This window comes from Herbaspirillum frisingense (assembly GCF_047325095.1).
Lineage (GTDB): Bacteria > Pseudomonadota > Gammaproteobacteria > Burkholderiales > Burkholderiaceae_D > Herbaspirillum > Herbaspirillum frisingense.
In genome coordinates, this window is sequence record NZ_CP168558.1 from 2817272 (window position 1) to 2839024 (window position 21753).

The 21753-nt window shown below is 63.2% G+C and carries 22 protein-coding genes and 1 riboswitch; of the genes, 14 read left to right on the forward strand and 8 right to left on the reverse strand.

Annotated elements, in window-relative coordinates; genetic code table 11:
* Window positions 1-35: 35 nt before the first annotated feature.
* The 4 genes from ACEOAC_RS13015 (at window position 36) to ACEOAC_RS13030 (ending at window position 3680) form a co-directional block, all read left to right on the forward strand.
* Window positions 36-1430, forward strand: a complete 1395-nt coding sequence (locus ACEOAC_RS13015) for a CoA transferase (RefSeq protein WP_413628379.1) — start codon at window positions 36-38, stop codon at window positions 1428-1430.
* A 49-nt stretch (window positions 1431-1479) separates the two neighbouring features.
* Window positions 1480-2184, forward strand: coding sequence for a signal peptidase I (lepB, locus tag ACEOAC_RS13020; RefSeq protein WP_077238028.1), 705 nt, complete (start codon window positions 1480-1482; stop codon window positions 2182-2184).
* Window positions 2185-2370: 186 nt separating this feature from the next.
* Window positions 2371-2943, forward strand: coding sequence for a TetR/AcrR family transcriptional regulator (locus ACEOAC_RS13025; protein WP_413628912.1), 573 nt, complete (start codon window positions 2371-2373; stop codon window positions 2941-2943).
* Between the two features lie 398 nt (window positions 2944-3341).
* Window positions 3342-3680 (forward strand): hypothetical protein, encoded by a 339-nt coding sequence (locus ACEOAC_RS13030; RefSeq protein WP_241812380.1) that lies wholly within the window; start codon window positions 3342-3344, stop codon window positions 3678-3680.
* 68 nt (window positions 3681-3748) lie between these two features.
* On the opposite strand, the gene ACEOAC_RS13035 is transcribed toward ACEOAC_RS13030, so the two are convergent.
* The 4 genes from ACEOAC_RS13035 to ACEOAC_RS13050 are packed head-to-tail and all read right to left on the reverse strand — an operon-like array spanning window position 3749 to window position 7979.
* A complete protein-coding gene (locus ACEOAC_RS13035; protein ID WP_413443741.1) occupies window positions 3749-4558 on the reverse strand; it encodes an endonuclease/exonuclease/phosphatase family protein in 810 nt (269 codons plus the stop codon).
* Window positions 4558-6894 carry a VTT domain-containing protein gene (locus ACEOAC_RS13040; RefSeq protein ID WP_413443740.1) on the reverse strand — a complete coding sequence of 779 codons (2337 nt, stop codon included), beginning with the start codon at window positions 6892-6894 and terminating at the stop codon, window positions 4558-4560. Before ACEOAC_RS13040 ends, ACEOAC_RS13035 begins: the two co-directional genes overlap by 1 nt.
* A 57-nt stretch (window positions 6895-6951) precedes the next feature.
* Window positions 6952-7158 carry a hypothetical protein gene (locus tag ACEOAC_RS13045; protein WP_241812377.1) on the reverse strand — a complete coding sequence of 69 codons (207 nt, stop codon included), beginning with the start codon at window positions 7156-7158 and terminating at the stop codon, window positions 6952-6954.
* Between the two features lie 35 nt (window positions 7159-7193).
* Window positions 7194-7979 (reverse strand): SDR family NAD(P)-dependent oxidoreductase, encoded by a 786-nt coding sequence (locus ACEOAC_RS13050; RefSeq protein ID WP_413443739.1) that lies wholly within the window; start codon window positions 7977-7979, stop codon window positions 7194-7196.
* Window positions 7980-8394: 415 nt separating this feature from the next.
* Here ACEOAC_RS13050 and ACEOAC_RS13055 point away from each other — a divergent pair, with 415 nt between their 5' ends.
* From ACEOAC_RS13055 to ACEOAC_RS13085, 7 genes are all read left to right on the forward strand, one after another.
* Window positions 8395-10830, forward strand: a complete 2436-nt coding sequence (locus ACEOAC_RS13055) for an ATP-binding protein (RefSeq protein WP_413443738.1) — start codon at window positions 8395-8397, stop codon at window positions 10828-10830.
* A gap of 64 nt (window positions 10831-10894) precedes the next feature.
* Window positions 10895-11620, forward strand: coding sequence for a methyl-accepting chemotaxis protein (locus ACEOAC_RS13060; RefSeq protein ID WP_413443743.1), 726 nt, complete (start codon window positions 10895-10897; stop codon window positions 11618-11620).
* Window positions 11617-12249, forward strand: coding sequence for a hypothetical protein (locus ACEOAC_RS13065; protein WP_413443737.1), 633 nt, complete (start codon window positions 11617-11619; stop codon window positions 12247-12249). The genes ACEOAC_RS13060 and ACEOAC_RS13065 overlap by 4 nt, the downstream gene beginning before the upstream one ends.
* 34 nt (window positions 12250-12283) lie before the next feature.
* A complete protein-coding gene (locus ACEOAC_RS13070) occupies window positions 12284-13237 on the forward strand; it encodes a chemotaxis protein CheX (protein ID WP_413443736.1) in 954 nt (317 codons plus the stop codon).
* Window positions 13238-13318: 81 nt separating this feature from the next.
* The gene (locus tag ACEOAC_RS13075) at window positions 13319-13687 is read left to right on the forward strand and encodes a response regulator (protein ID WP_006462277.1); all 369 of its coding nucleotides are present in this window, start codon (window positions 13319-13321) and stop codon (window positions 13685-13687) included.
* Window positions 13688-13839: 152 nt separating this feature from the next.
* Complete coding sequence (locus ACEOAC_RS13080; RefSeq protein WP_413443735.1) at window positions 13840-14106, forward strand: BrnT family toxin; 267 nt, start codon at window positions 13840-13842, stop codon at window positions 14104-14106.
* Complete coding sequence (locus ACEOAC_RS13085) at window positions 14093-14374, forward strand: BrnA antitoxin family protein (protein WP_006462275.1); 282 nt, start codon at window positions 14093-14095, stop codon at window positions 14372-14374. The genes ACEOAC_RS13080 and ACEOAC_RS13085 overlap by 14 nt, the downstream gene beginning before the upstream one ends.
* Window positions 14375-14428: 54 nt before the next feature.
* On the opposite strand, the gene ACEOAC_RS13090 is transcribed toward ACEOAC_RS13085, so the two are convergent.
* Window positions 14429-15295: a PCC domain-containing protein gene (locus ACEOAC_RS13090; protein WP_413443734.1), complete on the reverse strand. Its 867-nt coding sequence runs from the start codon at window positions 15293-15295 to the stop codon at window positions 14429-14431.
* A 319-nt stretch (window positions 15296-15614) separates the two neighbouring features.
* Between ACEOAC_RS13090 and ACEOAC_RS13095 the strand changes: the two genes are divergently transcribed.
* Window positions 15615-15920 carry a hypothetical protein gene (locus ACEOAC_RS13095; RefSeq protein WP_241812371.1) on the forward strand — a complete coding sequence of 102 codons (306 nt, stop codon included), beginning with the start codon at window positions 15615-15617 and terminating at the stop codon, window positions 15918-15920.
* Between the two features lie 65 nt (window positions 15921-15985).
* On the opposite strand, the gene ACEOAC_RS13100 is transcribed toward ACEOAC_RS13095, so the two are convergent.
* Together ACEOAC_RS13100 and ACEOAC_RS13105 are read right to left on the reverse strand one after the other, a co-directional pair.
* Complete coding sequence (locus ACEOAC_RS13100) at window positions 15986-17290, reverse strand: voltage-gated chloride channel family protein (RefSeq protein ID WP_413443733.1); 1305 nt, start codon at window positions 17288-17290, stop codon at window positions 15986-15988.
* Window positions 17291-17382: 92 nt separating this feature from the next.
* Window positions 17383-17456: riboswitch (Fluoride riboswitch) on the reverse strand.
* Window positions 17457-17538: 82 nt separating this feature from the next.
* On the reverse strand, window positions 17539-17835 hold the full coding sequence (locus ACEOAC_RS13105; RefSeq protein WP_241812369.1) for a YciI-like protein: 297 nt from the start codon (window positions 17833-17835) through the stop codon (window positions 17539-17541).
* 162 nt (window positions 17836-17997) lie between these two features.
* Between ACEOAC_RS13105 and ACEOAC_RS13110 the strand changes: the two genes are divergently transcribed.
* Window positions 17998-19155: a putative zinc-binding metallopeptidase gene (locus ACEOAC_RS13110; protein ID WP_241812423.1), complete on the forward strand. Its 1158-nt coding sequence runs from the start codon at window positions 17998-18000 to the stop codon at window positions 19153-19155.
* A gap of 102 nt (window positions 19156-19257) precedes the next feature.
* Here ACEOAC_RS13110 and ACEOAC_RS13115 read toward each other — a convergent pair whose 3' ends face one another.
* Window positions 19258-20601 carry an MFS transporter gene (locus tag ACEOAC_RS13115; protein WP_241812368.1) on the reverse strand — a complete coding sequence of 448 codons (1344 nt, stop codon included), beginning with the start codon at window positions 20599-20601 and terminating at the stop codon, window positions 19258-19260.
* A 160-nt stretch (window positions 20602-20761) separates the two neighbouring features.
* Between ACEOAC_RS13115 and cyoA the strand changes: the two genes are divergently transcribed.
* Window positions 20762-21694: a ubiquinol oxidase subunit II gene (gene cyoA / locus ACEOAC_RS13120; protein ID WP_039874527.1), complete on the forward strand. Its 933-nt coding sequence runs from the start codon at window positions 20762-20764 to the stop codon at window positions 21692-21694.
* Window positions 21695-21753 lie beyond the last annotated feature (59 nt).

The window sequence follows — 21753 nt, forward strand, 5'->3', positions numbered from 1 at the left end:
CTTGCCCGACACCGACCCTACTTGAGGAGCCCACCATGACCCAGCCCGACACCACGCCCGCCTACGCCATGCTGACCGAGATCTGGAACGCCCTAGGCGGGCCGGCGGCCGCGCTGGAGACCGTCACCCTCAGTGGTAAGGGGGCCTTGCCCTCGGTCTTTGCCACCAGCGACCTGGCCCAGGCCTCGGTGGCGGCGGCCGGGATGGCGGTGGCGCAGTGGATCCACAGCAGTGGCGCGCCGCTGCCACAGGTGCAATGCGACCGCCGCCTGGCCTCGATGTGGTTTGCGTCTTCGTTGAGGCCCCAGGGCTGGCAGGGGCCTTCATTGTGGGATGCGGTAGCCGGCGATTACCGTGGACGCGATGGCTGGATACGCCTGCATACCAACGCCGCTCATCACCGTGCGGTGGCGCTGGCAGTGCTGGGGCTGGATTCACTGCAGGCAAATCGCGAGGAGGTGGCCCGCGAGGTGGCGCGCTGGCACTGCGCCGAGCTGGAGGCGGCGGTGGTCGGTAACGGCGGTTGTGCCGCCGAGATGCGCAGCCAGGTCCAGTGGGCCGCGCATCCGCAGGGCATGGCGGTGGCCGGCGAACCGCTGGTGGCCAGCCATCTGGTCGACGCCGGCCCGGCCACGCCGCACCGCATTGACCCGTCCCGGCCCCTGGCGGGCGTGCGCGTGCTGGACCTGACGCGGGTTCTGGCCGGACCGACCGCCACACGCTGCCTGGCCGGCTTCGGTGCCGAGGTCCTGCGCATCGACCCGGCCCGCTGGAATGAACCCGGCGTGGTGCCGGAAATGACCCTCGGCAAGCGCTGCGCCCATCTGGAGCTGGACCAGCCCCAGGACCGCGCCACCCTGGAAACCCTGCTGACCCAGGCCGATGTGCTGGTGCACGGTTATCGCGCCGATGCCCTGGAGCACCTGGGCCTGGGAGCGGCCCGGCGCCGCGCCCTGAACCCGGCCCTGGTGGATGTGGCGCTGGACGCCTACGGCTGGAGCGGCCCCTGGGCCGGCCGGCGTGGCTTCGACAGCCTGGTGCAGATGAGTTGCGGCATTGCCGATGCCGGCATGCGCCAGCACGGCAGCGACAAACCGGTCCCGCTGCCGGTCCAGGCGCTCGATCACGCCACCGGCTACCTGCTGGCCGCGGCTGCCGTGCGCGGACTCACGCTGCGCCAGGCCAGCGGGCAGGGCAGCCAGTACCGCCTGTCGCTGGCCCGCACGGCCCATCTGCTGGCCGCCTATCCGGTGACGCAGGCGCATTCCGGCTTCGCTAGCGAAAGCCCGCAGGATCTGGATGCGCACCTGGAACTGACCTTCTGGGGGCCGGCGCAACGGCTGCGTGCGCCCATGCAGGTGGCCGGTGCGCCCATGCACTGGAGCCTGCCGGCCGGGCCTTTGCGCTCGGCGCCGGCACGCTGGGGCTGAGCACGGCGGCTTGAGGTAGGATGTGCATCCTTGTCACAGGAGACCCACCATGCCCTCGACCGCCCGCAAGCTGCTGACCCAGAACAAGGGACTGCTGGCCTTCATCGCCCTGATGGTGGTGTTTCGCAGTGCCATTGCCGACTACAACGTCGTTCCCAGCGGCTCCATGCTGCCCACCGTGATGGTGGGCGACCGCATCCTGGTGGACAAGCTGGCCTACGACCTGCGCCTGCCGCTGACCCATATCAGCCTGCTGCGCCTGGGCGAGCCGCAGCGCGGCGACATCGTTACCGTTGATTCGCACCAGGCCGGGGAGCTGCTGCTCAAGCGCATCGTCGGCCTGCCCGGTGACGTGGTGGAACTGCGCGACAACGTGCTCACCATCAATGGCCAGGCAGCCAGCTACGGCCAGGCGCAGGTCAGGCCGGTGGCTGGCGACGGCGCGGATGATGCCGTCTACCGCGACGAGCGCATCGACGGCATGAACCATCTGGTACGCCTGTCGGAATCGCATCCCAGCCTGCACAGCAGCTTTGGCCCGGTAGTGGTGCCGGCGGATCATTACATGATGCTGGGCGACAATCGCGACAACAGCATGGATTCGCGCTATTTCGGCTTCTTCGCCCGCAGCGAACTGATGGGGCGCACCAGCCGCATCGCTTTTTCGCTGGACGCGGACAAGGGCTACCGACCCCGGCTGGACCGCTTCGGCCGCCTGCTGGATCCGGTCGACATCCATCATCAAGAGCAATAACAGGCGCTGCTCCATTGTTGTCGTAAAAATCTGCGTTTTTTTGCTGTCAATTGCTCAAGTTGTCCAAAAGCATGCCGTTACCAGAAGCGGAAAACATGCAATTGCCATCTGGAGCACATCATTTCTCTCACCTTCATCTCCGATCCGGCCACCGGTCGCCGCAGGAATGCCGTCAGTCATGACGCCATCCTCGATGCCACGTATGTGATGCTCGAGGAGATCGGCTTCGACAAGCTCTCCCTGGAGGGCGTGGCGGCACGCGCTGGCGTGGGCAAGGCCACCATCTATCGCTGGTGGCCCAACAAGAGCGCCCTGGCCATGGAAGCGCTGCTGCGCGCGGTGGAACCGATGCCGGCCATCGGCGACACCGGTTCGGCGCGGGAAGATATCGGCTTGCATATGTTGCAACTGTCCCAACTGTTGCGTGGCAAGTCCGGTCGTGTGGTGCGCGAGATGATTGCGCTGGCCCAGTTCGATGAAGAGAGCAAGCGCATCTTCAATGACAACTATCTTGAGCCGCGCCGCCTGGCGCTGGTCAATGTCCTGCGCCGCGGCGCCCAACGCGGTGAGTTCAGGGATGATGCCGACCTGAACCTGGTCTTCGATCTGCTGTATGCCCCCTTGCTTCAGCGCCTCCTGACCGGCAGTGCCGACATCGATGAACGCCAGATCCAGTCCCAACTGAAGCTGGTCCTGGGCAGCATCGCGCTGTCCCAACCCTTTTTAGCGACCAGTAAAATTTCGAGCCAACAAGCGTAAATTTTGTTGAGCAGTAGATAATTTGCACCTAGAATCCGAGACGAAACGTATCGTATTGGTTCTGGGAAACTGACTTTTTGTCTTTTGAAACAGGAGTGCTGGCTGTTTTAAGGGGCGTTTTTTTGTAAAGAAAACGGCTCCAGCCTCCTTCCTCTCCGCCGCCGTGCGCAAGGGGAATTCTCACGGAAAATGCGAGCCGCCATCCTTTCCGGTGGCTCGCTGCTTCCCCCGTGCCTGCCTTGGCAGGCGCTTCCCTGACCTTTACGTTGATCCGGACTTATATCACCGGCGCTCCCTGCGGGCTGCCGGATAACGGTTGCCGTTCCGCATTTGGGCGCCTTCGGGCGGCGGTGCGGCGACCCAGGGGCAGATAATACATGCAAGTGCAAGGGGGAAATATGCACGGCGAGTCGATGCAGCAATGCGCGGGCGCAGGCGGGGCCTGGCAGCGCGAGGGACACTGCCGACGACAACGCCAGCTGCGGCGCTGTTGCCTGGCAGGCGTGGTAGCCATTCCGGTGTTATTGGGTTTTCTCTGGCTGCAGTTCGCCGCAGCGCGCAGTGGCGGTGAACTGTTCTACGCCGATCAGGTGTGCGGTTGCCGTGACGTGCTGGCGCTGTGGGTGAGCGACTACGTGTGGACGCAGATGATCTGGTTGCCGGGCAACATGCTGTTCCTGCTGATCTGGATCGCGCTGGCGGTCAAGCTGTGGAGCGGCAAGCGGCGCATGTGCTGAAGGCAGCCCTTCTGGCTACCTGTTCACCTTTCTCACCCTTTTCACCTTTTTCACCCTGGTCACTCTTCTCAACCATCGATATGCGCTACCAGCGGCAGGTGGTCCGAGGCCACCCGTGCCAGCGGCGTGCGATGTACGTTCACCTGCAGCAGGCGCTGGCGCGGGCTGATCCAGATACGATCCAGCGCGAACAGCGGCCAGCGTGAGGGAAAGGTCCGTGGCGCCGGTGCCGCCTCGAAATGCGACACCAGCCAGCGCAGCGTGCGTCCCCACATGAACCATTCGTTCACATCGCCCATCAGGATCACCGGCGCCTGATCGGTATCGAAAGCCTGGAGCAGGCGCTTGATCTGGTCACGCCGTTCAGCCGGCTTCAAGCCCAGATGGGTGGCGACCACCCGCAGCATGTGGCCGTGGCAATCGATATCGGCATCCAGCGCGCCGCGCGGTTCCCGGCGGCCGAAGGAGAGGTCCAGGCTCTGCTTGGCCAGGATGGGATAGCGGCTCAGCACCGCATTGCCATAGCGTCGTTGCGGGGTATCGATGGTCGCTCCTTCGACGGCGAAGAAACCGGTTTCCTCGCGCAGCAGCGCCAGCACATCCACCTGCTCCGTGCCGCCCAGCGGCACTTCCTGCAGGGCCAGCACATCGGCATCGATTTCGCGCAGGACCTGGGCGATGCGCTGCGGCGAAAATAGGCCATCCATGCCGACCGCACCATGGATGTTGTAGGTGGCCACTGTCAGGGGCCAGGGGTTGAGATCGCGCAGCGGCACGTCGGCCGTGCGCACCAGTTCGGCGTCCGCTTGCCGCGTCGCTTCGTGCTGTCCCTGGCGGGGATGCACGGAGTCCGAGGTCCCCAAGGTGTCGATCCTCATCAAGCCTGGCGCGCCTCGATCGGATGATCGGCCTGGACGCGTGGCAGCGGGTCTTCGCGTCGCACGGGCTGGTCGGTCGTGGTCATCGCACCGGTGGTCTTGCCCATTGCATTGCGTGACGGCTTGCCCGGCTTCGTCTTCTTGTCGCGTGGCTTGAGCAGCTTCTGCAGGCCGAAGGCGGTCAGCATCAGGGCAGCCGTCACGCCCGCCAGCACCAATACTGTCTGCAGGCTGGGATGACGGATCGCCTCGGCCAGGTTGTGGGAGAACACCACCGTCAACACGATGCCCGGCACCATGCCGATCAGGGTGCCGAGCAGGTAATCGCGCAAGCCCAGATGGGAAGCACCTGCCACCACATTGACCACCGTGAAGGGCGCGATCGGCAGCAGCCGCACCACGGCCATGGCGGCGATGCCGCGCTGCGCAAAACGGCGGCTCAGATTGTTGATGCGCGGGCCCAGCATGTCGCGCAGCGCGTCATGGCCCAGCCAGTGACCCAGGCCGAAGCCGAGCAGGGCGCTCAGACCCACCCCGGCCGTGGCGTACAGGCCACCATTGACCGGCCCGAAGACCACCCCCGCCACTGCGATCAGCACCGTGATCGGCACCATCAGCATCCCTGCGACCACGAAGGCAGCAATGACGATGGCGGGTGTGAAGGGCATCTTGTCCACGCTGCGCGCCAGGGCGATGAGCGAACTCAGATTGATCCAGTCGCGCAGCGGCGTGAAGCGCCAGGCCAGTGCGAATACCACCAGTGCCACGGCCAACATGCCCAGCCCGATCATGCGGCGCGGCACCGGCTTGCGGGCGCTGCGCGGCACATAGGCGTCGACGATCTCGTCGGGGCTGACCGGGCGCTCTGGATCGAAGACAGCGTTGTCCTGGGTCAGGGCGTCCAGTTCGGGAATCAGGCGCGGGTCCATCGGTCGCAGTTCGCGCTGCTCTGGTTGGCGCAATTGTTCGATGGCCGCATGCAGGCCGGCCTGCTGGTCCATGGCTTGTTGCACGGCGGCCGGGGTCACGCCCAGGTGCTCGGCCAACAGACGATTGCGCATGAGCCCGATGGCCTCGGCGATCTCGCGCTGGCGCTGCGCATCGCCCTGGACTTCGATCGTGAGATTGCATTCGGTATCGAAGCCCATGGAACGATTGCTCATGTTGGCCGAGCCGACCGAGAACAGGCGGTCGTCCATGGCGAAGACCTTGCTGTGTACGTTCAGGCAGCAGCTTTCTTCCAGCCCCGGCAAGTGCGGGCAATACATCTGGTAGCGCGCTTCGGCCGACGGCTGCTGGCCTTCCAGCGCATTCTTGAGGCGATGGTGGATGCGCGCGCGCAGGGCGCCCATGGTGGCCTGTTCCAGCCAGCCGCTCTGGGTCTGCGGGGAAATGACGGCCACTTCCGGGCCATCCGTTTCGCGCAGGCGGGCGCCGATGGCCTCGGCCAGCACGTTGGAAGTGAAATACTGGTTTTCGAAGAACAGATGCTGGCGGGCGGCAGCAATCGCATCCAGATAGAGCTCCCGCACCTCGAACACGCCCGGCCGGTCTTCATAGGCCGGTTCGGTACGGGAGATGCCGATGCGCAGGTCGCGCAGATCCGGTTCGAAGCCATCGGGCCAGAGCTCGTCGGCAGACGCCTGCGATGGCGCCAGCCGGGGCGAGCGATCTTCAGTGCGTTCGGCATAGCCCGCCAGCGTCCAGCGGCGACGCGCCAGGTCGCCCAGAGCAAGCGCCACATCGCCATCGACCATGGCCTGGACATCGTGGAAGGGGGCGTAGGGCTTGTCATCCGGATCGCGCCGCAGCGGGTTGTCGGGCGCATGCTCGGGCGTATCCCAGCGGCAGCGCGTCAGGTCCAGACCGCCGACGAAGGCCAGCTGATCATCGATGACCACGATCTTCTGGTGATGCGAGGCGCCCACCGGGTGGCGCGCGTCGGTGCGGAAGTGCAGGCGCTTGTTGCGGGGGCGACCGGGCTTCCTCGCCATCATCCATTCGCGCTCCAGCGCATAGAGCATGGCGTAGTCCCAGTTGAGCACACGGATGTGCAGCGCGGGCTGCCGCTCCACCAGCGCATGCAGCAGGTCACCCAGCTGCTCCGGCAAACCGTCGTCACTGCCCTGCGGAACGAGCACAGTGCGGCTGTCCAGATCCCAACCCAGGATGTAGACGCTGTGGCGCGCCTGGACCAGCGCACGCCGCAAGGCGCTGAAATAGTCGGCCGCGTCGATCAGCAGCTTGAAGCGGTCGGCGTGCTCCAGCCGCCAGCAATTGCGGCCAGGCTGCAACAGGCCGGGAGTGGGATTGTCCTGCAGGGTGGGCGACGACATGGGGGCCTCCGGGTGCGCGGTCTTGTTCTTGTGATGGGTGTGGGTCTGGCTCGCCGCTCAGGGCTGGCCGACCGAGAGCGGATGCTCTTCGCCATCGGTCGAGGCTGGCCGCTTGCCGGCAGCCGCCTCATTCTGGTCTTGGGCCTGGCCCACCTGCCGATGCGCAGGTTGCGGCTGCTGGGGCAGGGCGTGTGGCTTGCTCTTGTCCATGGCGCCTTCGCTGGCGCGGGTGGTGTCTTCGGGCAGGGGAATGGCTTGGCTCATGGGAGTCTCCTCATCATCGGATGCGATTGTTCATTTCACTGTGGTGGCTGGCCGTTGGAGGCGGTCAGCCCGCCATCCACGGGCATGTTCACGCCGGTCACGAAGGCCGCATCGGGACTGGCCAGGAAGGTGATCACGGCGGCGATTTCCTGCGCCTCGGCGCCACGGCCCAGGGGAATGCGCTCGGCAAACTTGTCCTGCAGGACCGGGTCGTCTTCCATATCGGCCGTCATCCCGGTGTGCGTGAAACTGGGACAGACCGAATTGACGCGCACGCCCTTGCGGCCGAAGTCCATGGCCATGGCGCGGGTCAGGTTCACCACGGCGCCCTTGGAGGTGTTGTAGGCCGACAGATTCCAGTCCGCCCCCAGGCCCGAAACCGAGGCCACGTTGACGATGCAGCCGCGCGTCTTCTGCAGGTGCGGCATGGCTTCACGCGCGCCGTAGAAGACGCCGTTCACATTGGTGGCCTGGACGCGGTGCCAGTCTTCAGGGCTGACTTCGGTGACGTTGCCTTCGGCAAAGATGCCGGCATCGCTGACCAGCACATCCAGACGACCGAAGCGCTCGATGGCGAAGGCCACCATCTCGCGCACGTCTTCGTGGCGGGAAACGTCGGTCTCGCGGGCCGCCGTGCGCTCCGACGGCAGCGAATCGAAGACCTTGGTCAGCGCCGCGGCATTGCGGTCGGCCAGCAAGACCTGGGCACCTTCATCGGAAAACCGCCGCGCAGTGGCCTCACCGATACCGGAAGCCGCGCCGGTGACGATGACGACCTTGTCCTTGAAACGCTGCAGATGGGAAGGGTTCAGTGGATGCATGCGGACTCCTTTGCAAATCGGAGGAAATAGAAATGGTGGATGGCAGGCAGCCTGAACACCAGGAAGACCAGGGTAGAACCAGGATGCCAGTGCCTGACGATAGCCAACGATAGGCCATGGCCCGCCATCGGGACATCGGACAGCTCCCCAAGCTGCTGTAGGAAGACGCTGTCTCGGTCCGTGTCGCGGGTGGGAGGTATGTCCTGCCGCTTGAGACCGGCCTTCTCACTGGCAGCGCGGCCTGAATGCGAGCTATTTCCTGCGCCGCTTGTCACAAATGGATTGTCACGTAGCAGTAATACTTCAATGCAACAATGCGCCCCGCATCCAGACCGGTCGCTCATTTGTTCATGTTCCAGGGACGAATGTGAAGCAAATGACAACACCGGTTCACCGCCATCTCAAGGGGAATTCCATGACCATCCGTATGCGTATCACGCTCCTGGTGATACTTACCTTCGTCGCCATTGCCGGCATTGGTGGCTACGCGATGTACCAGTCGCGCAGCAGCGCCGTCGAGGTCCGTTCCGTCACCGAAGGCGTGATGCCCAGCGTGCTGGCCTCGTCCGACCTGATGGGGCAGTTGAAGGACGTACAGTTGGCGGCCATGGTGATGGTCACCGAGAGCGATACCCAATTGGTCGCGCAGGAAAACGACAAGCTGGCCGAAAAGAAGGCCGTGCTGGAACAGGCCCTGGCGGCCCAGGCCAAGCAGGCTGAAGGCGTGGCCCAGCGTGGCCTGATCGAGCAGGCCAGGGAAAGCCTGGACAACTACTTCGGCGCCATCGACACCACCGCCAAGTTCAAGCTGGCCGGCAAGAACGAGATCGCCCAGGCGCAGTTCTTCGGCGGCGTGATGCAGTACCAGAGCGAACTGGAAGGCATCGTCAACACCCTGCGCATCGAAAAGAACCGCTTCAAGGACAATGCCATCGCCTCGCTCAACGGCAAACTGGCCCAGACCACCACCACCATCAGCGTGGTCACGGTGATGGCCGTGCTGCTGCTGGGGGGCATCGGCTTCCTGCTGTATCGCCAGATCACCGGCCCCATCAGCCGCATGGCGGCGATGATGGGCGAGATCGCCACCAGCCAGGATTTCACCCGCCGTCTGCCGGTGCAGCGCATGGATGAGGTGGGTCATTCCATCGTCGCCTTCAACGGCATGGTCGAGAAGATCGAAGAAGCCTCGGCCCAGGTGCGCCAGAAGACCGCCGACATGCAGGCCATGCTGCAGAACATCCCGCAGGGCATTCTCACCATCGTCGACGGCAACCGCATCCACCCGGAGTACTCGGCCTTCCTCGAAACCGTCTTCGAGACCACCGACATCGCCGGCCGCGACGTGATGGAACTGGTCTTTGCCAATACCAACCTGGGCGCCGATACGCTGTCGCAGATCGAAGCCATCGGCGGCGCCTGCATCGGCGAAGACGTCATGAACTTCGAGTTCAACGAACACCTGATGGTGGGCGAGATCGAAAAGACCATGGCCGACGGCAGCAAGAAGATCCTGGACCTGTCCTGGTCGCCCATCACCGACGAGAGCGATACGGTGATCCGCCTGATGCTGTGCGTGCGTGACGTGACCGAGCTGCGCCAGCTGGCGGCGGAAGCCAACGAGCAGAAGCGCGAACTGGAAATGATCGGTGAAATCCTGGCCGTGGCCGCGCCCAAGTTCGCCGAGTTCATCGGCAGCGCGCGCCGCTTCCTGGACGAGAACGAGCAGATCGTGCACCAGAACCCGGAAGCGACCGCCTTCGCCATCGCCAAGCTGTTCCGCAACATGCACACCATCAAGGGCAATGGCCGCACCTATGGCCTGCTGCACCTGGCCAACGTGGTGCATCACGCCGAACAGCACTACGACGACCTGCGCCACCCGGCCAGCGGCGCCGTGTGGAACCAGCAGGAACTGCTGCAGCAACTGGCCCACGTGCGCGAGTTCATCGACCGCTACGCCCGCATCAATGAGGTGACCCTGGGTCGTGGCAGCAGCACCGCCAGCGCTGGCGAGCCGGTCCTGCCGGGTTACGAGCGCCAGGTCCTGACCATCGACCGCAAGCACATCCAGGAAAGCCTGCAGCGCCTGGAAAACGTCAACACCGCCAACCTGCACGAACTGGTGGCCGTGCGTAACGACGTGCGCCGTACCCTGCGCCTGCTGGGTACCGAGACCATCGCCGACGTGCTGGCCCCGATCATCGATTCGCTGCCCGCGCTGGCGGCCGACCTGGACAAGGCGGCACCGGTCGTGGACATCGAGGACAACGGTTACGTGGTCCATAGTTTTGCCGCACCGCTGCTGCAGAACGTGTTCATGCACCTGATCCGCAATGCCATGGATCACGGCCTGGAAGGGCGCCAGGAGCGGGCCGCCAAGGGCAAGCCCGAGACCGGCACCATCAAGCTGGAGACGGGTGTGATGGACGACATGTTCCAGCTGGCGCTATCCGACGACGGCCGTGGTCTGGCGCTGGAAAAGGTGCGCCAGATCGGCATCGAAAAGCAGCTCATCACCGTGGATCAGGCCATGTCGGACGCCGAGATCGCCCGCCTGATCCTGCAACCGGGCTTCTCCACCCGCAGCGAAGTGACCGACGTTTCAGGTCGTGGCGTGGGCATGGACGCGGTGCTGGACTTTGTCACCCGCGAACATGGGAAGATCGAGATCCGCTTTGCCGATACCAATGAAGGCGCCGCCTTCCGCCCCTTCCAGATCATCGTGATGCTGCCCGAGAGCGTGGCGGTGGAAGTGGATGGCGTCGACGTGCCTTACCCGGTGGCCGGCCAGGAGGCGACGGTGCCGGTCGCGCTGCCGCCGCAGGACGGCAATCCCCAGGTGGCCTGAGGGCCGACCGGCATCGGGCACCCAAGCACGAGAAGCAAACGCGGAAGCAAAAAAACGGATGAGCATGTTCAATTCGATCCTCCTGGTGGCGCTGGGCGCCGCCCTGGCCGGCCTGCCGATGACCTGGTTGTGGCTACGGCAGAAGCGTCGCGTCGGGCAACTGTTCGATGCCGGCCAGCTGGAGCAGGCCCGCGACCAGGCATTGGCGACGCTAGCGCAGCAGCAAGAGCAGTGGGCCGCCCATCAGCAGCAACTGGAACAGCAGCAACTGGCCGCCGAGCGCCACATGGCCGAGATGCGTCACGAGAGCGAGGCCATGCTGGCCCGCCTCAACCAGCAGCAAACCGACAGCCTCTCGCGCGTGATGCAGAACTGCGACGCCTCCCAGGACACCATCGGCAAGCTGCTAGGCCTGGTGCGGACCTTCGAGCGCTGGCACGACGACATGAACGAACTCATCACCCACAATCGCGACATGCACCGCATGAACGACGAGTTCGCCCTGATCGTGAACCAGGTCATCATCGTGGCCCTGAATGCTTCCATCGAGGCCGCTCGTGCCGGCGTGCACGGACGCGGCTTCGCCGTGGTGGCGCAGGAGGTGCGCGACCTGGCGCAGCGGGCCGAGAAACTCTCCAAGAGCTACCGCGCCAACCTGTATCAGAACGACCTGATCACCACCACCACCTTCCAGGACCTGCAGGCTGGCGGCAAGATGATCATGGGCGCCGTCATCGGGCTGGACCTGATCAACAGGAAGACCAGGGAAACCCTGGCCGAGGCGGCATGAGCGCCAACGACATGGACGAGCTGCAGGCCGTGGCCCAGAGCATCGCTGACGAGCGCATCAGCGCAAGTGCCCGCGACGGCTTCGACACCCTGTTGCAGCAAGCCCTGCGCGGCAGCCTGGTCCCCGCCGGCACCGATGCGGTGATCACCGCCGTCGAGGTGGACGATCTGGCGGAAAAGAAGATGGTGGTGCTCACCATTTCCTCCTACCTGTTCCGCCTGATGGTGATGTTCCATTTCACGCCGGACGCCGCCACCAAGGGCCACTTTACGCGGCTCGCGGGTGACGGTGCAACTGAGGTGGGGGCAGGTGGCGCAGCGGCTGCAGAGAGCGAGCAGGCCTTCATGGACGCGCTGGCCGAGTGCGGCAACCTGTGCTGCGGCATCTTCAACCGCGAGCTGGGGCGCTTCTTCCCGCACCTGGGCATGTCCACGCCCAATGTCATCGACACCCAGTGCCTGCTCTACCTGCACAAGCTCAGGCACGCCCATGTGCGCCACTTTGCCATCGACATCGACCCGTCGCCCCGGCTGCATGTCTCGCTCTGCGTATCGGCCTATGACCGGCTGGACTTTGCCGTGTCGGCCGAAGAGCAGGCAGACACCACCGGCGAACTCGAACTGTTCTAGACCTCCATCAACGATCCGGGGAACCCACACCATCATGCAAGCCAGCGCCAGCCTCGACAACACCATCACCAGCAAGGTCCTGGTCCTGGACCGTGACGCCGACTGCTACGACACCATCAAGTCCTTTTGCGAACGGCATCAGCTGGTCGGCCTGAAGGCGCATGAAGAACACGTCATGGCGGTCTTGCGCAGCAACGTCGACCTGGGCGGCATCATGCTCTCTGAGAGCCTGGCCGGTCTGGGCGAGGGCGGGCGCGGCCTGGCCCGCCGCATCCGCGAGGTGCGCCCGGAGTTGCCGATCTTCCTGCGCCGCCGCCGTGAAAGCGCCGACACGCCACTGGGCGAGCGCGACAGCGAACTCTTCAGCGCCGTCTACCGCATCGACGACATCGAAGCCCTGGCCCCCGCCGTGGCGGCCTCCATCTTCAGCCAGCGCTACCCCAATGCCCTGGTGCGGGGTATCGCCGAAATCAGCCGCATGGTGCTGGAGAGCCAGTTCCCCGGCATGCAGGTGGAGATCGACCAGCCCTATCTGGTGCGTGACCGCATCATCTTCGGTGAAGTCTTCACCCTGATCCCGCTGGAGAGCAGCTGGTGCCGTGGCTACATGATGCTGCAGGCCGAGCAGAAGACCCTGCAGGCGCTGGCACCGGAAGCGGCTGATGATTTTCGTCATCTCAACAATGCCCTGGGCGAACTGACCAACCTGATCTGGGGCTGGTTCAAGAACCGCTTCATCAACCAGAGTCAGCCCATCCAGCAGTTGAGCCAGGTGCCCATCATCATCAACCACCAGCATCGCTACATCTCCTTCGGCTCGGACGATGCGCAGCTGTGCTTCAAGTACGTGCTGCGCCGGGACGACGGCGTGCCGCTGGTGCTGCTGCAGCGCTTCATCTTCAACCTGTCCTGGTCGCCCGAGGATTTCCGCGACAACCAGACCTCGGTGGAGGAACTGTTCGAATCGGGCGAGCTGGAACTGTTCTGACCTGGCTGCCCGCGGCGAAGATTGCGACCCTCATGCCCCTCATCCCCTCATTGACGCAACCCTAGTGAAAGAGAATTCAACATGGCACAAATCCTGGTAGTGGACGATTCGAGCACCGTGCGCGCCGAAGTCGGCGACTTCCTCAAGAAGAACGGCCTGGACGTGGCGCTGGCCGTGGACGGCCGCGACGGCCTGAACAAGCTCAAGGGCGACCCGGCCATCAAGCTGGTGGTGTCCGACGTGAACATGCCCAACATGGACGGCCTGACCATGGCCGAGAAGATCCGCAGCGAACTGGGCAATGCCAGCGTGAACATCATCATGCTCACCACCGAGAACTCGCCCATCATGAAGGAACGCGGCAAGGCCGCCGGAATCAAGGGCTGGATCGTCAAACCCTTCAAGGGGGAGGCGGTGCTGCCGACTTTCAAGAAGCTGGTGGGGGCATAAGTTTGTTCCTGCATCGCTGAAGTCCCCTGTGAGTCGCCACTGATAATTCGGCCTGCAATGCAGGCCGAATTGTTTTTGTCAGACCCGGTTCCGATTAAATATAGCTACAAATAATCCTTGTAAAAGCTGATTAAATGTAACTACCATAATTAATGGAAATCCTGTTCGATCCCCATAAAGACGCCATCAACAAACACAAACATGGCGTTTCGCTCGCAGAAGCCGCGGCTATCGAATGGGAGAGCGCCTTGATCACGCTTGATGACAGAATCGACTACGGCGAACAGCGGGAAATCGCGATCGCCTACATTGGTCTGCGACTTCATGTGGTGGTCTATATGCAACGCGCGTTTGCCAGGAGGATCATCAGTCTGCGCAAAGCGAACAAAAGGGAGATTGATCGATATGCCGAAGCTTAAACAGGGAACCATCCTGCCCACCCCCGCGGAAGACGCGCAGATCACCGCTGCGGCGCTGTCCGATCCCGATGCACAGCCGTTGAGTCCGGCCCAACTGGCTGCGTTGCGGCCTGCACGGGGACGTGGCAGGCCCGCAGGTAGCGGCTCCAAGGTGCAGGTCACAATGCGTTTCGACGTCGATATCGTCGAAGCCTTCAAGCGCGGCGGCGATGGTTGGCAAAGCCGCATGAACGGTGCCCTGCGCGAATGGCTGACACAACACCAATGACCATGGACGGTGATTGATGGCGCGACCGCGTCTGTCTTCACTGCTCGCGTAGTTTCACTGCTCTTCCAGCACCAGCTCAAAGCAGATCAGCACCGGATTGCAGCCCCGCGCCAGCACCCCTTCACAGACCTGGCCTTGCGGATTGACGAGGCCGATATCCAGGCGGCCAATGCCATCCCGCACGTCCCCGGCACGGATCAGGATTTCCGTGGCGCGGTCATCCAGTACGCGGCCGTCCTCGAACTCGGCGCCGATGATGCTGCCCACGCTACCGCGCACGATGGCGTTGCGCATGTCGTGGGCGGCGCAGGCCTGCTCAACGGCCAGGGTCAGGTCCTGGTCGGGCCGGATGCGGGCTAGCACCACGCGCTTGCCGGTGGCGACGACGGCCTGGTCCGATAGGCGGGTGGGGTAGAAGAGAGTGAAATTGGTTTCCGGATCGTAGCGCGTGGCCATGGTGGCGTCGTGCAAACCCCAGGCCTGGGCCGGTGAGGCTTGGCCGACGATGGTCTTTTCCATCATCAGGTGGCCGCCCTGACGCTGGCCGTCGCGACCACGCCAGATGGCGTGGCAATGCACGAAGGGCTCGCCGTCCTTGCGCCCATAGGTGGCGCAGGCGTATTCGATGACGGTGCCTTCTTCCATCGCATGCGGCGCGCTGTAGAAGGCGGCATGCTGGTCGTCCACCGCCAGCGCGGGCATGAGGAAGTGCAGCGCGGCGATCTTCAGATTGGAAAAGCGCACGGTACCGCCATCGAGCCCGGCGCGTGAGAGCGGGATGCTGATCGCGTCGCGCAGGCTCAGGCCCGCCTCCAGGGTGAAATCAAGCTGCATGGCCTGGCCTTCCAGGCTGACGATGCGTTCGGGTTCAGGCGGGCCGGGATGGCGGACGGTACGGGCGAAGGCTTGCGGGGTGGGCATGCGGTCTCCTGGCTAAGGTGTCTGGGTGCGGCTTTGGTGGGCCGTCGGATAGCCGGTTCGTAGGCGGCTGGTGTGGTGAATTATCCTGCGTTCTGCGTGGGATTGCTGGTGAATGTTTTTAACCGGAAGGTGTTTCACCCGGTGGGATGTTCAATTGCTCAGTAGTGCAACAATTGGACTTCTGATAGGCAATTGGCGATCCTGCCTTGACGCTAGCGCATCATGCTTGCTAGTCTCCGCCATCCCATCGCACATGGGATCGAGTTTGGCGACTCGAACACACCCACGACATTCAACAATCCTTCTTACCGGAGAAACCATGTCCGACAAGTGTTCGCACGTCCCTGACTCGTCCCCGATCTTTCGTTCGTTCTCCTGGCATCGCGCCGATACGCCCCCGTCGCATCAGAAAACCCTGGCTGACTATTCGCTGGATATAGGTGGCGGCGTCTCCACCTTGCTTTCCTTGATCGCATTCAGCGACGCGGAGGCTATCGATGGCAAGCCCTTGCTGTCAGTGGTTGACAGGGAAGTCTTGCTGCGTCTGACGATCACCGCCTGCAAGATGCTGGCCAAGGTGGCCGAAGACCACATCGACGTCGCTAATGCCGTAGAAGCGCAATAACGCCGCATCCAAGGGGGCAGCACTCCGTTGCCCCCTCACCAATACTTGCAATGCAGTCTCGCCGATCAGCCTTCGTTGGCCGGCTCAGCCGATTTCTTCGCCTTGTAGGCCCTGACTTCCCCGATCTTCAATCCCCTGGGCAGCAGGCCATGCTTGGCCCAGCCCACCCGTTGCGCGTGGTAGATGCCGGTATGGCCGGAAAACAGGTAAGCGACCACGCAGGCCAGCGCTGCAAACGGGCCGATTTCCGGGCCGAACAATTCGATGGCCATGATGGTGGAGGCAATCGGCGTATTGGCCGCACCCGCGAAGACGGCTACAAAGCCGATACCAGCCAGCATCGAGAAAGGCAGGTGCAGCAACGGTGCCAGGGCATTGCCGAGGGTGGCGCCGATGTAGAACAGGGGCGTGACTTCGCCGCCCTTGAAGCCGGTGCCCAGCGAGGTGACGGTGAAGACCATCTTGCCCAGGAAATCCCAGGGTGCCAGCGGCTGCTGGAAGGCTTCCACGATCACCGGAATGCCCAGGCCGATGTAACGATCGGTGCCGATGGCCCACACCCCGAGCGCCACGACCAGCCCACCGACGAAGGGGCGCAGCGGCGCATAGGCGATACGGCTTTTCATGAAGGCCGACAGGCGATGCGTGCTGTTGGCAAAGACCATACCGATCAGGCCGAACACCACGCCAGCAGCGATCACGGCGGCCACGCTCCATAAGGCGACGGGGGCGCTGCCGCTCATGAGGTAGTGGGTGTGATGCACGCCCCAGGCCAGGCCCACCTGGTCGGCGGCGATGGCGGCGATGAAGCAGGGCAGGATGGCGTCATAACGCATGCGGCCGATGGCCAGCACTTCCAGCCCGAAGAGGGCGCCGGCCATCGGGGTGCCGAAGACGGACGCAAAACCGGCGCTGATGCCGGCCATGAGCAGGATACGGCGATCTTCGGTGCGCAGGCGCAGCAGGTGGGTGAGCTGGTCGGCCAGCGCGCCACCCATCTGCACGGCGGTTCCTTCGCGCCCGACGGAGGCGCCGAAGAGGTGCGACATCACGGTGCCGAACAGCACCAGTGGCGCCATGCGCAGGGGGATCACCTTCTTGGGGTCGTGGATTTCATCGATGAGCAGGTTGTTGCCGGCTTCGACCGGCTTGCCGGTGTGCAGATAGAGCCAGCCCACGATAAAACCACCCAGGGGCAGCAGCCAGATGATCCACGGATGACCCTGGCGCCATTGCGTGGCGTACTCCAGCGAGAACAGGAAGAAGGCGGAGGCCGAGCCTGCCAGTACGGCGATCAGGCAGGCGATCAGGCACCATTTGACGATGTAGGGCAGCAGATAGAGCTGTTCGGGGTATTTGTAATGTTTCATGTTGCCAGGATTATAGTGAACCAGCCTGGAAACACGGAGCGCAGGAAGCGCATGAAAGATGAAGGTGCGCGCCTACAGCCCTGAGTCGCCAGGTCACTGTAGGCATCATCAGCCCCAACATGATGTTGGTGGCGGTTTGAGGAGGAATGCCATCTCCTTGACGCCGATGGTAACAAGTTTGCGTCAGATCGACAACATAATGTCTATCGGGGTTGATGTTTCGCGATCCTTATCGCTCAATCCGGGCCTTATAGCGGGTCTGGCACCAGTTCTGGGATGCCGACCACCACCGTCCACGGTTGCACTTGCCAGCGCGTGACCAGACCCTGGGTGACATAGGGATCGGCGGCGGCAAAGTTTTCGGCATGTCCGGCCGCACCCTGGAACAGCAACAGGCCGCTGGACGGGGGATTGCCGACAGCGCCGCCGGCCAGCATTTCGCCGCGGGCCACCGCTTGCCGGCATAGGTCCAGGTGGGCGGGGCGCAGGGCGGTGCGGCGTTCCAGGTAGTCGCCGACGAATTCATAGCTGAGCAGGTAAAGCATGATGGGGCTCCGGTCTGCGTGGAAAAGGTGGATAGCATCGCTGAAGAAGCCTGCACTTGGCAAACATTTGAGCTGCAGGAACGTATCGGCGAATTGCCCTTCAAACGGCTGACCACCGCGACCAGTGCGGTCGTGGCCATGACCAATAACAGGGGAGCACCGGTGAAAACCTTTCATTGCGACAATTGTGGAATGCAGGTCTTTTTTGAGAACACGGTCTGCGGGAATTGCGGCTGGATGCTGGGTTATCAGCCGCAATTGCAGGCCATTGCCAGCTTTTCGCCGCTGGAGCCGGTACAGCCGGTGGATGGTGAGGTGGCAGCGGAGGCAGCGGAGGCGGTGGCCGAACCTGGCCCCGGGCGCTGGCGCAGCGTCAGGCCGGAGAACGAAGGGCGGGTCTTCAAGCAGTGCCTGAACTACTGGCGTGAAAACATCTGCAACTGGATGCTGGACGAGCGCGAGCCTCATGAGCTGTGCGCCTCATGCCGCCTGACGCGGGTGATCCCCAATCTGGAGGAGGGTAATAATCGCGTGCTCTGGAGCCGGCTGGAAACGGCCAAGCGGCGCCTGCTGCATTCGCTGTGGACCTTGCAGTTGCAGCCGGTGCCGAAGATGGAGGATGAAGAGGCCGGGCTGGCCTTCGAGTTCATGCAGGATCTGCCGCACGGTGAACGGGTGCTGACGGGGCATGCCGACGGTGTCATCACCATCAACATCGCAGAGGCCGATCCCGCCTATCGGGAGCAGGCGCGGGAGCAGATGGCCGAGCCTTACCGCACGCTGCTGGGGCATTTCCGGCATGAGAGTGGTCACTATTATTTCGACCGGCTGGTTGCGCCTACGGAGTGGTTGGCGCCGTTCCGGGAGCTGTTCGGCGACGAGCGTCAGGACTATGGCGAGGCGCTGAAAACGCATTACGAGAACGGTCCGCGCGCGGACTGGGATCAACATTTCGTCAGCGCCTACGCCAGTAGCCATCCCTGGGAGGACTGGGCCGAGACCTGGGCGCATTATCTTCACATGTTCGATACCCTGGAGACGGCCTATGCCTGCGGCGTGCAGCTGAGGCCGCGTCATGAGGGCGAGCAGAAGCTGGTGATCAAGGCGCCGCCAGTGGCGGCGGGCTCGTTCGACGAACTGGCGCGGGAGTGGTTTGCGCTGACCTATGTGCTCAACAGTCTGAACCGCAGCATCGGAATGCCGGATTCCTATCCCTTCACCTTGACCACGCCAGTATTGGAAAAGCTGCGCTTCGTTCATGAGGTCGTCAATGGGAAGCGGAAGGTGGGCATGGCTGCGGCGCAGGAGCAGGCGGCATAGTGCATTGCCATGCGGCCTTCGGGTGCGCAGCCATAAAAAAACCCGGAAGCAGCTTCCGGGTTTTTCTTTGGGCGGGCCGCTGCTGCGGCCTGGCCCTATGGTTCAGTCCTCCCTGGCTTCGAGTGCACGGTTCAGGCTCAGCGCAGCCAGCGAGCCTACGGCGCCGGAGAGCAGGTAGAAGCTCACGTAGGCCATGCCGAAGTGGGCCGACAATCCCAATGCCACCAGCGGTGCGAAACCGGCGCCGACCAGCCAGGCGAGATCTGAAGTCAAGGCCGCGCCGGTATAGCGATAGCGGGTCTTGAAGTTGGCGGTCACCGCGCCGGCTGCCTGGCCGTAGGACAAGCCCAGCAGGGCAAAGCCGATCAGGATGAAGGTGTTCTGGCCCGATTCGCCGCCATTCATCAGGCTCGGGACGAAGGCGGAGAGGATGGCGATCAGCAAGGCCATGGAGCCCAGCGTGTTGCGGCGGCCGAAGCGGTCAGCGACCAGGCCCGACACCACGATGCCCACCGCCATGATGAGGCCGCCCCAGATCTGGATGACCAGGAAATCGGCGGCTTCACGCAGCGAATACAGCTTGATCCACGACAGCGGAAACACCGTCACCAGGTGGAACAGGGCATAGCTGGCCAGCGCGGCCAGGGCGCCGATGATGATGTTGCGGCCCTGGGTGGTGGCCAGCTCTACCACGCCGGCCGGTTCCAGCTCGCGTTCATCAAGCAGCTTGGCGTATTCCGGCGTCGAGACCAGGCGCAGGCGTGAGAACAGGGCGACCACGTTGATGGCGAAGGCGACGTAGAACGGATAACGCCAGCCCCATTCGAGGAAATCGGCCGTGGTCAGGCTGGAGAGCATGTAGGCGAACAGGCTGGCTGCCACGACGAAGCCCAGCGGCGCGCCCAGTTGGCCCAGTGCGGCGTACCAGCCACGCTTGTGCTCCGGAGCGTTCATCGCCAGCAACGAAGGCAGGCCATCCCATGCGCCACCCAACGCCAGGCCTTGACCAACTCGTAAAAGCGAGAGCAAGATGATCGCCCAGACGCCAATGTGATCAAAAGTTGGTAACAAGGCAATGCCCGCAGTCGAAAAGCCGAGCATGAACAACGCCAGCGTCAGTTTCACCTCTCGGCCGTAGTGCTTTTGAATCGCCATGAAGATCGTGGTCCCGATGGGGCGGGCCAGGAAGGCGAAGGAGAAGATCACGAAGGAGTAGAGCGTGCCTTCCAGTTTCGGATCGTTGGGGAAGAACAGGGTCGGGAACACCAGCACCGAAGCCAGCGCATAGACGAAGAAATCGAAGTATTCGGACGCTCGTCCGATGACCACGCCGACGGCGATTTCACCGGGTTCGATCCTGGCGTGGTCGTGGGAAGTGGAAGGTTGGTCCGATTGCGGTCTGAATTCACCCGAACCTTGACTGTTGTGGATGCTGGTGCTTGCCATGGCTTTGTCTCCCACTGTTAGAGGTTTAGTCGCAGTACGTACTACTAATCCCAACCTGGCAGGTGGCAGCTGACAGGGTGGGACAAAACGTCCAATCGCCAACACACTTTATTGGCGTTACATTACCACGCTCTGATACATACGACTGGAATTTTCCTTCATGGTTTCTCAAATCCTTCGTCGCGGATTGCTCCTGCTTCCTGCGCTTTTGTTGGCTGGGTGCAACACCGTCGTGATGAATCCTTCCGGCGACATCGCTAACCAGCAAGCGCGCCTGATCGTCATCTCGACCGCCTTGATGTTGCTCATCATCGTTCCGGTGATCATCTTGACGCTGCTGTTCGCATGGCGTTATCGCAAGAGCAACACTTCTGCTCCCTACGAGCCGGACTGGGATCACTCGACCCGTCTGGAGCTGGTCATCTGGGGCGCACCCCTGCTGATCATCATCGCCCTGGGCCTGTTGACCTGGATCACCACCCACACCCTGGACCCGTACCGTCCGCTCTCGCGTATCGACGCCGAGCGTCCGCTGGCTCCGCAGGTCAAGCCGCTGGTGGTGGAAGTGGTGGCGCTGGACTGGAAGTGGCTGTTCATCTATCCGGAACAAGGCATCGCTACTGTCAATGAGTTGGCCGCGCCGGTGGATGTTCCCATCCAGTTCAAGATTACTGCGTCCAATGTGATGAATTCCTTCTACATCCCTGCATTGGCCGGCCAGATCTACGCCATGCCGAGCATGGAAACCAAGCTGCACGCGGTCATCAACAAGGCCGGCGAGTACGACGGTTTCTCCGCCAACTACAGCGGCGCCGGCTTCTCGCACATGCGCTTCAAGTTCCACGGCCTGGACCAGGCTGGCTTCGACGCCTGGGTGCAGAAGGCCAAGGCTGACTCCAGCAAGCTGGACCGTGCCGAGTACCTGAAACTGGAACAGCCCAGCGAGCGCGATCCTGCCCGCCTGATCGGCAGCGTCGAGCCGAACCTGTTCCACGCCATCGTGAACCGCTGCGTGGCTGCCAACACGGTTTGCATGGACAAGATGATGGCCACCGACCTGAACGTGAAACCGGGCCAGCAAAAGGCTGAATGATTTCCTTGCCTGGTAGCCGTATCAGCGCAGCAGAACACCGCTGCGCCCCAATTTCCTTT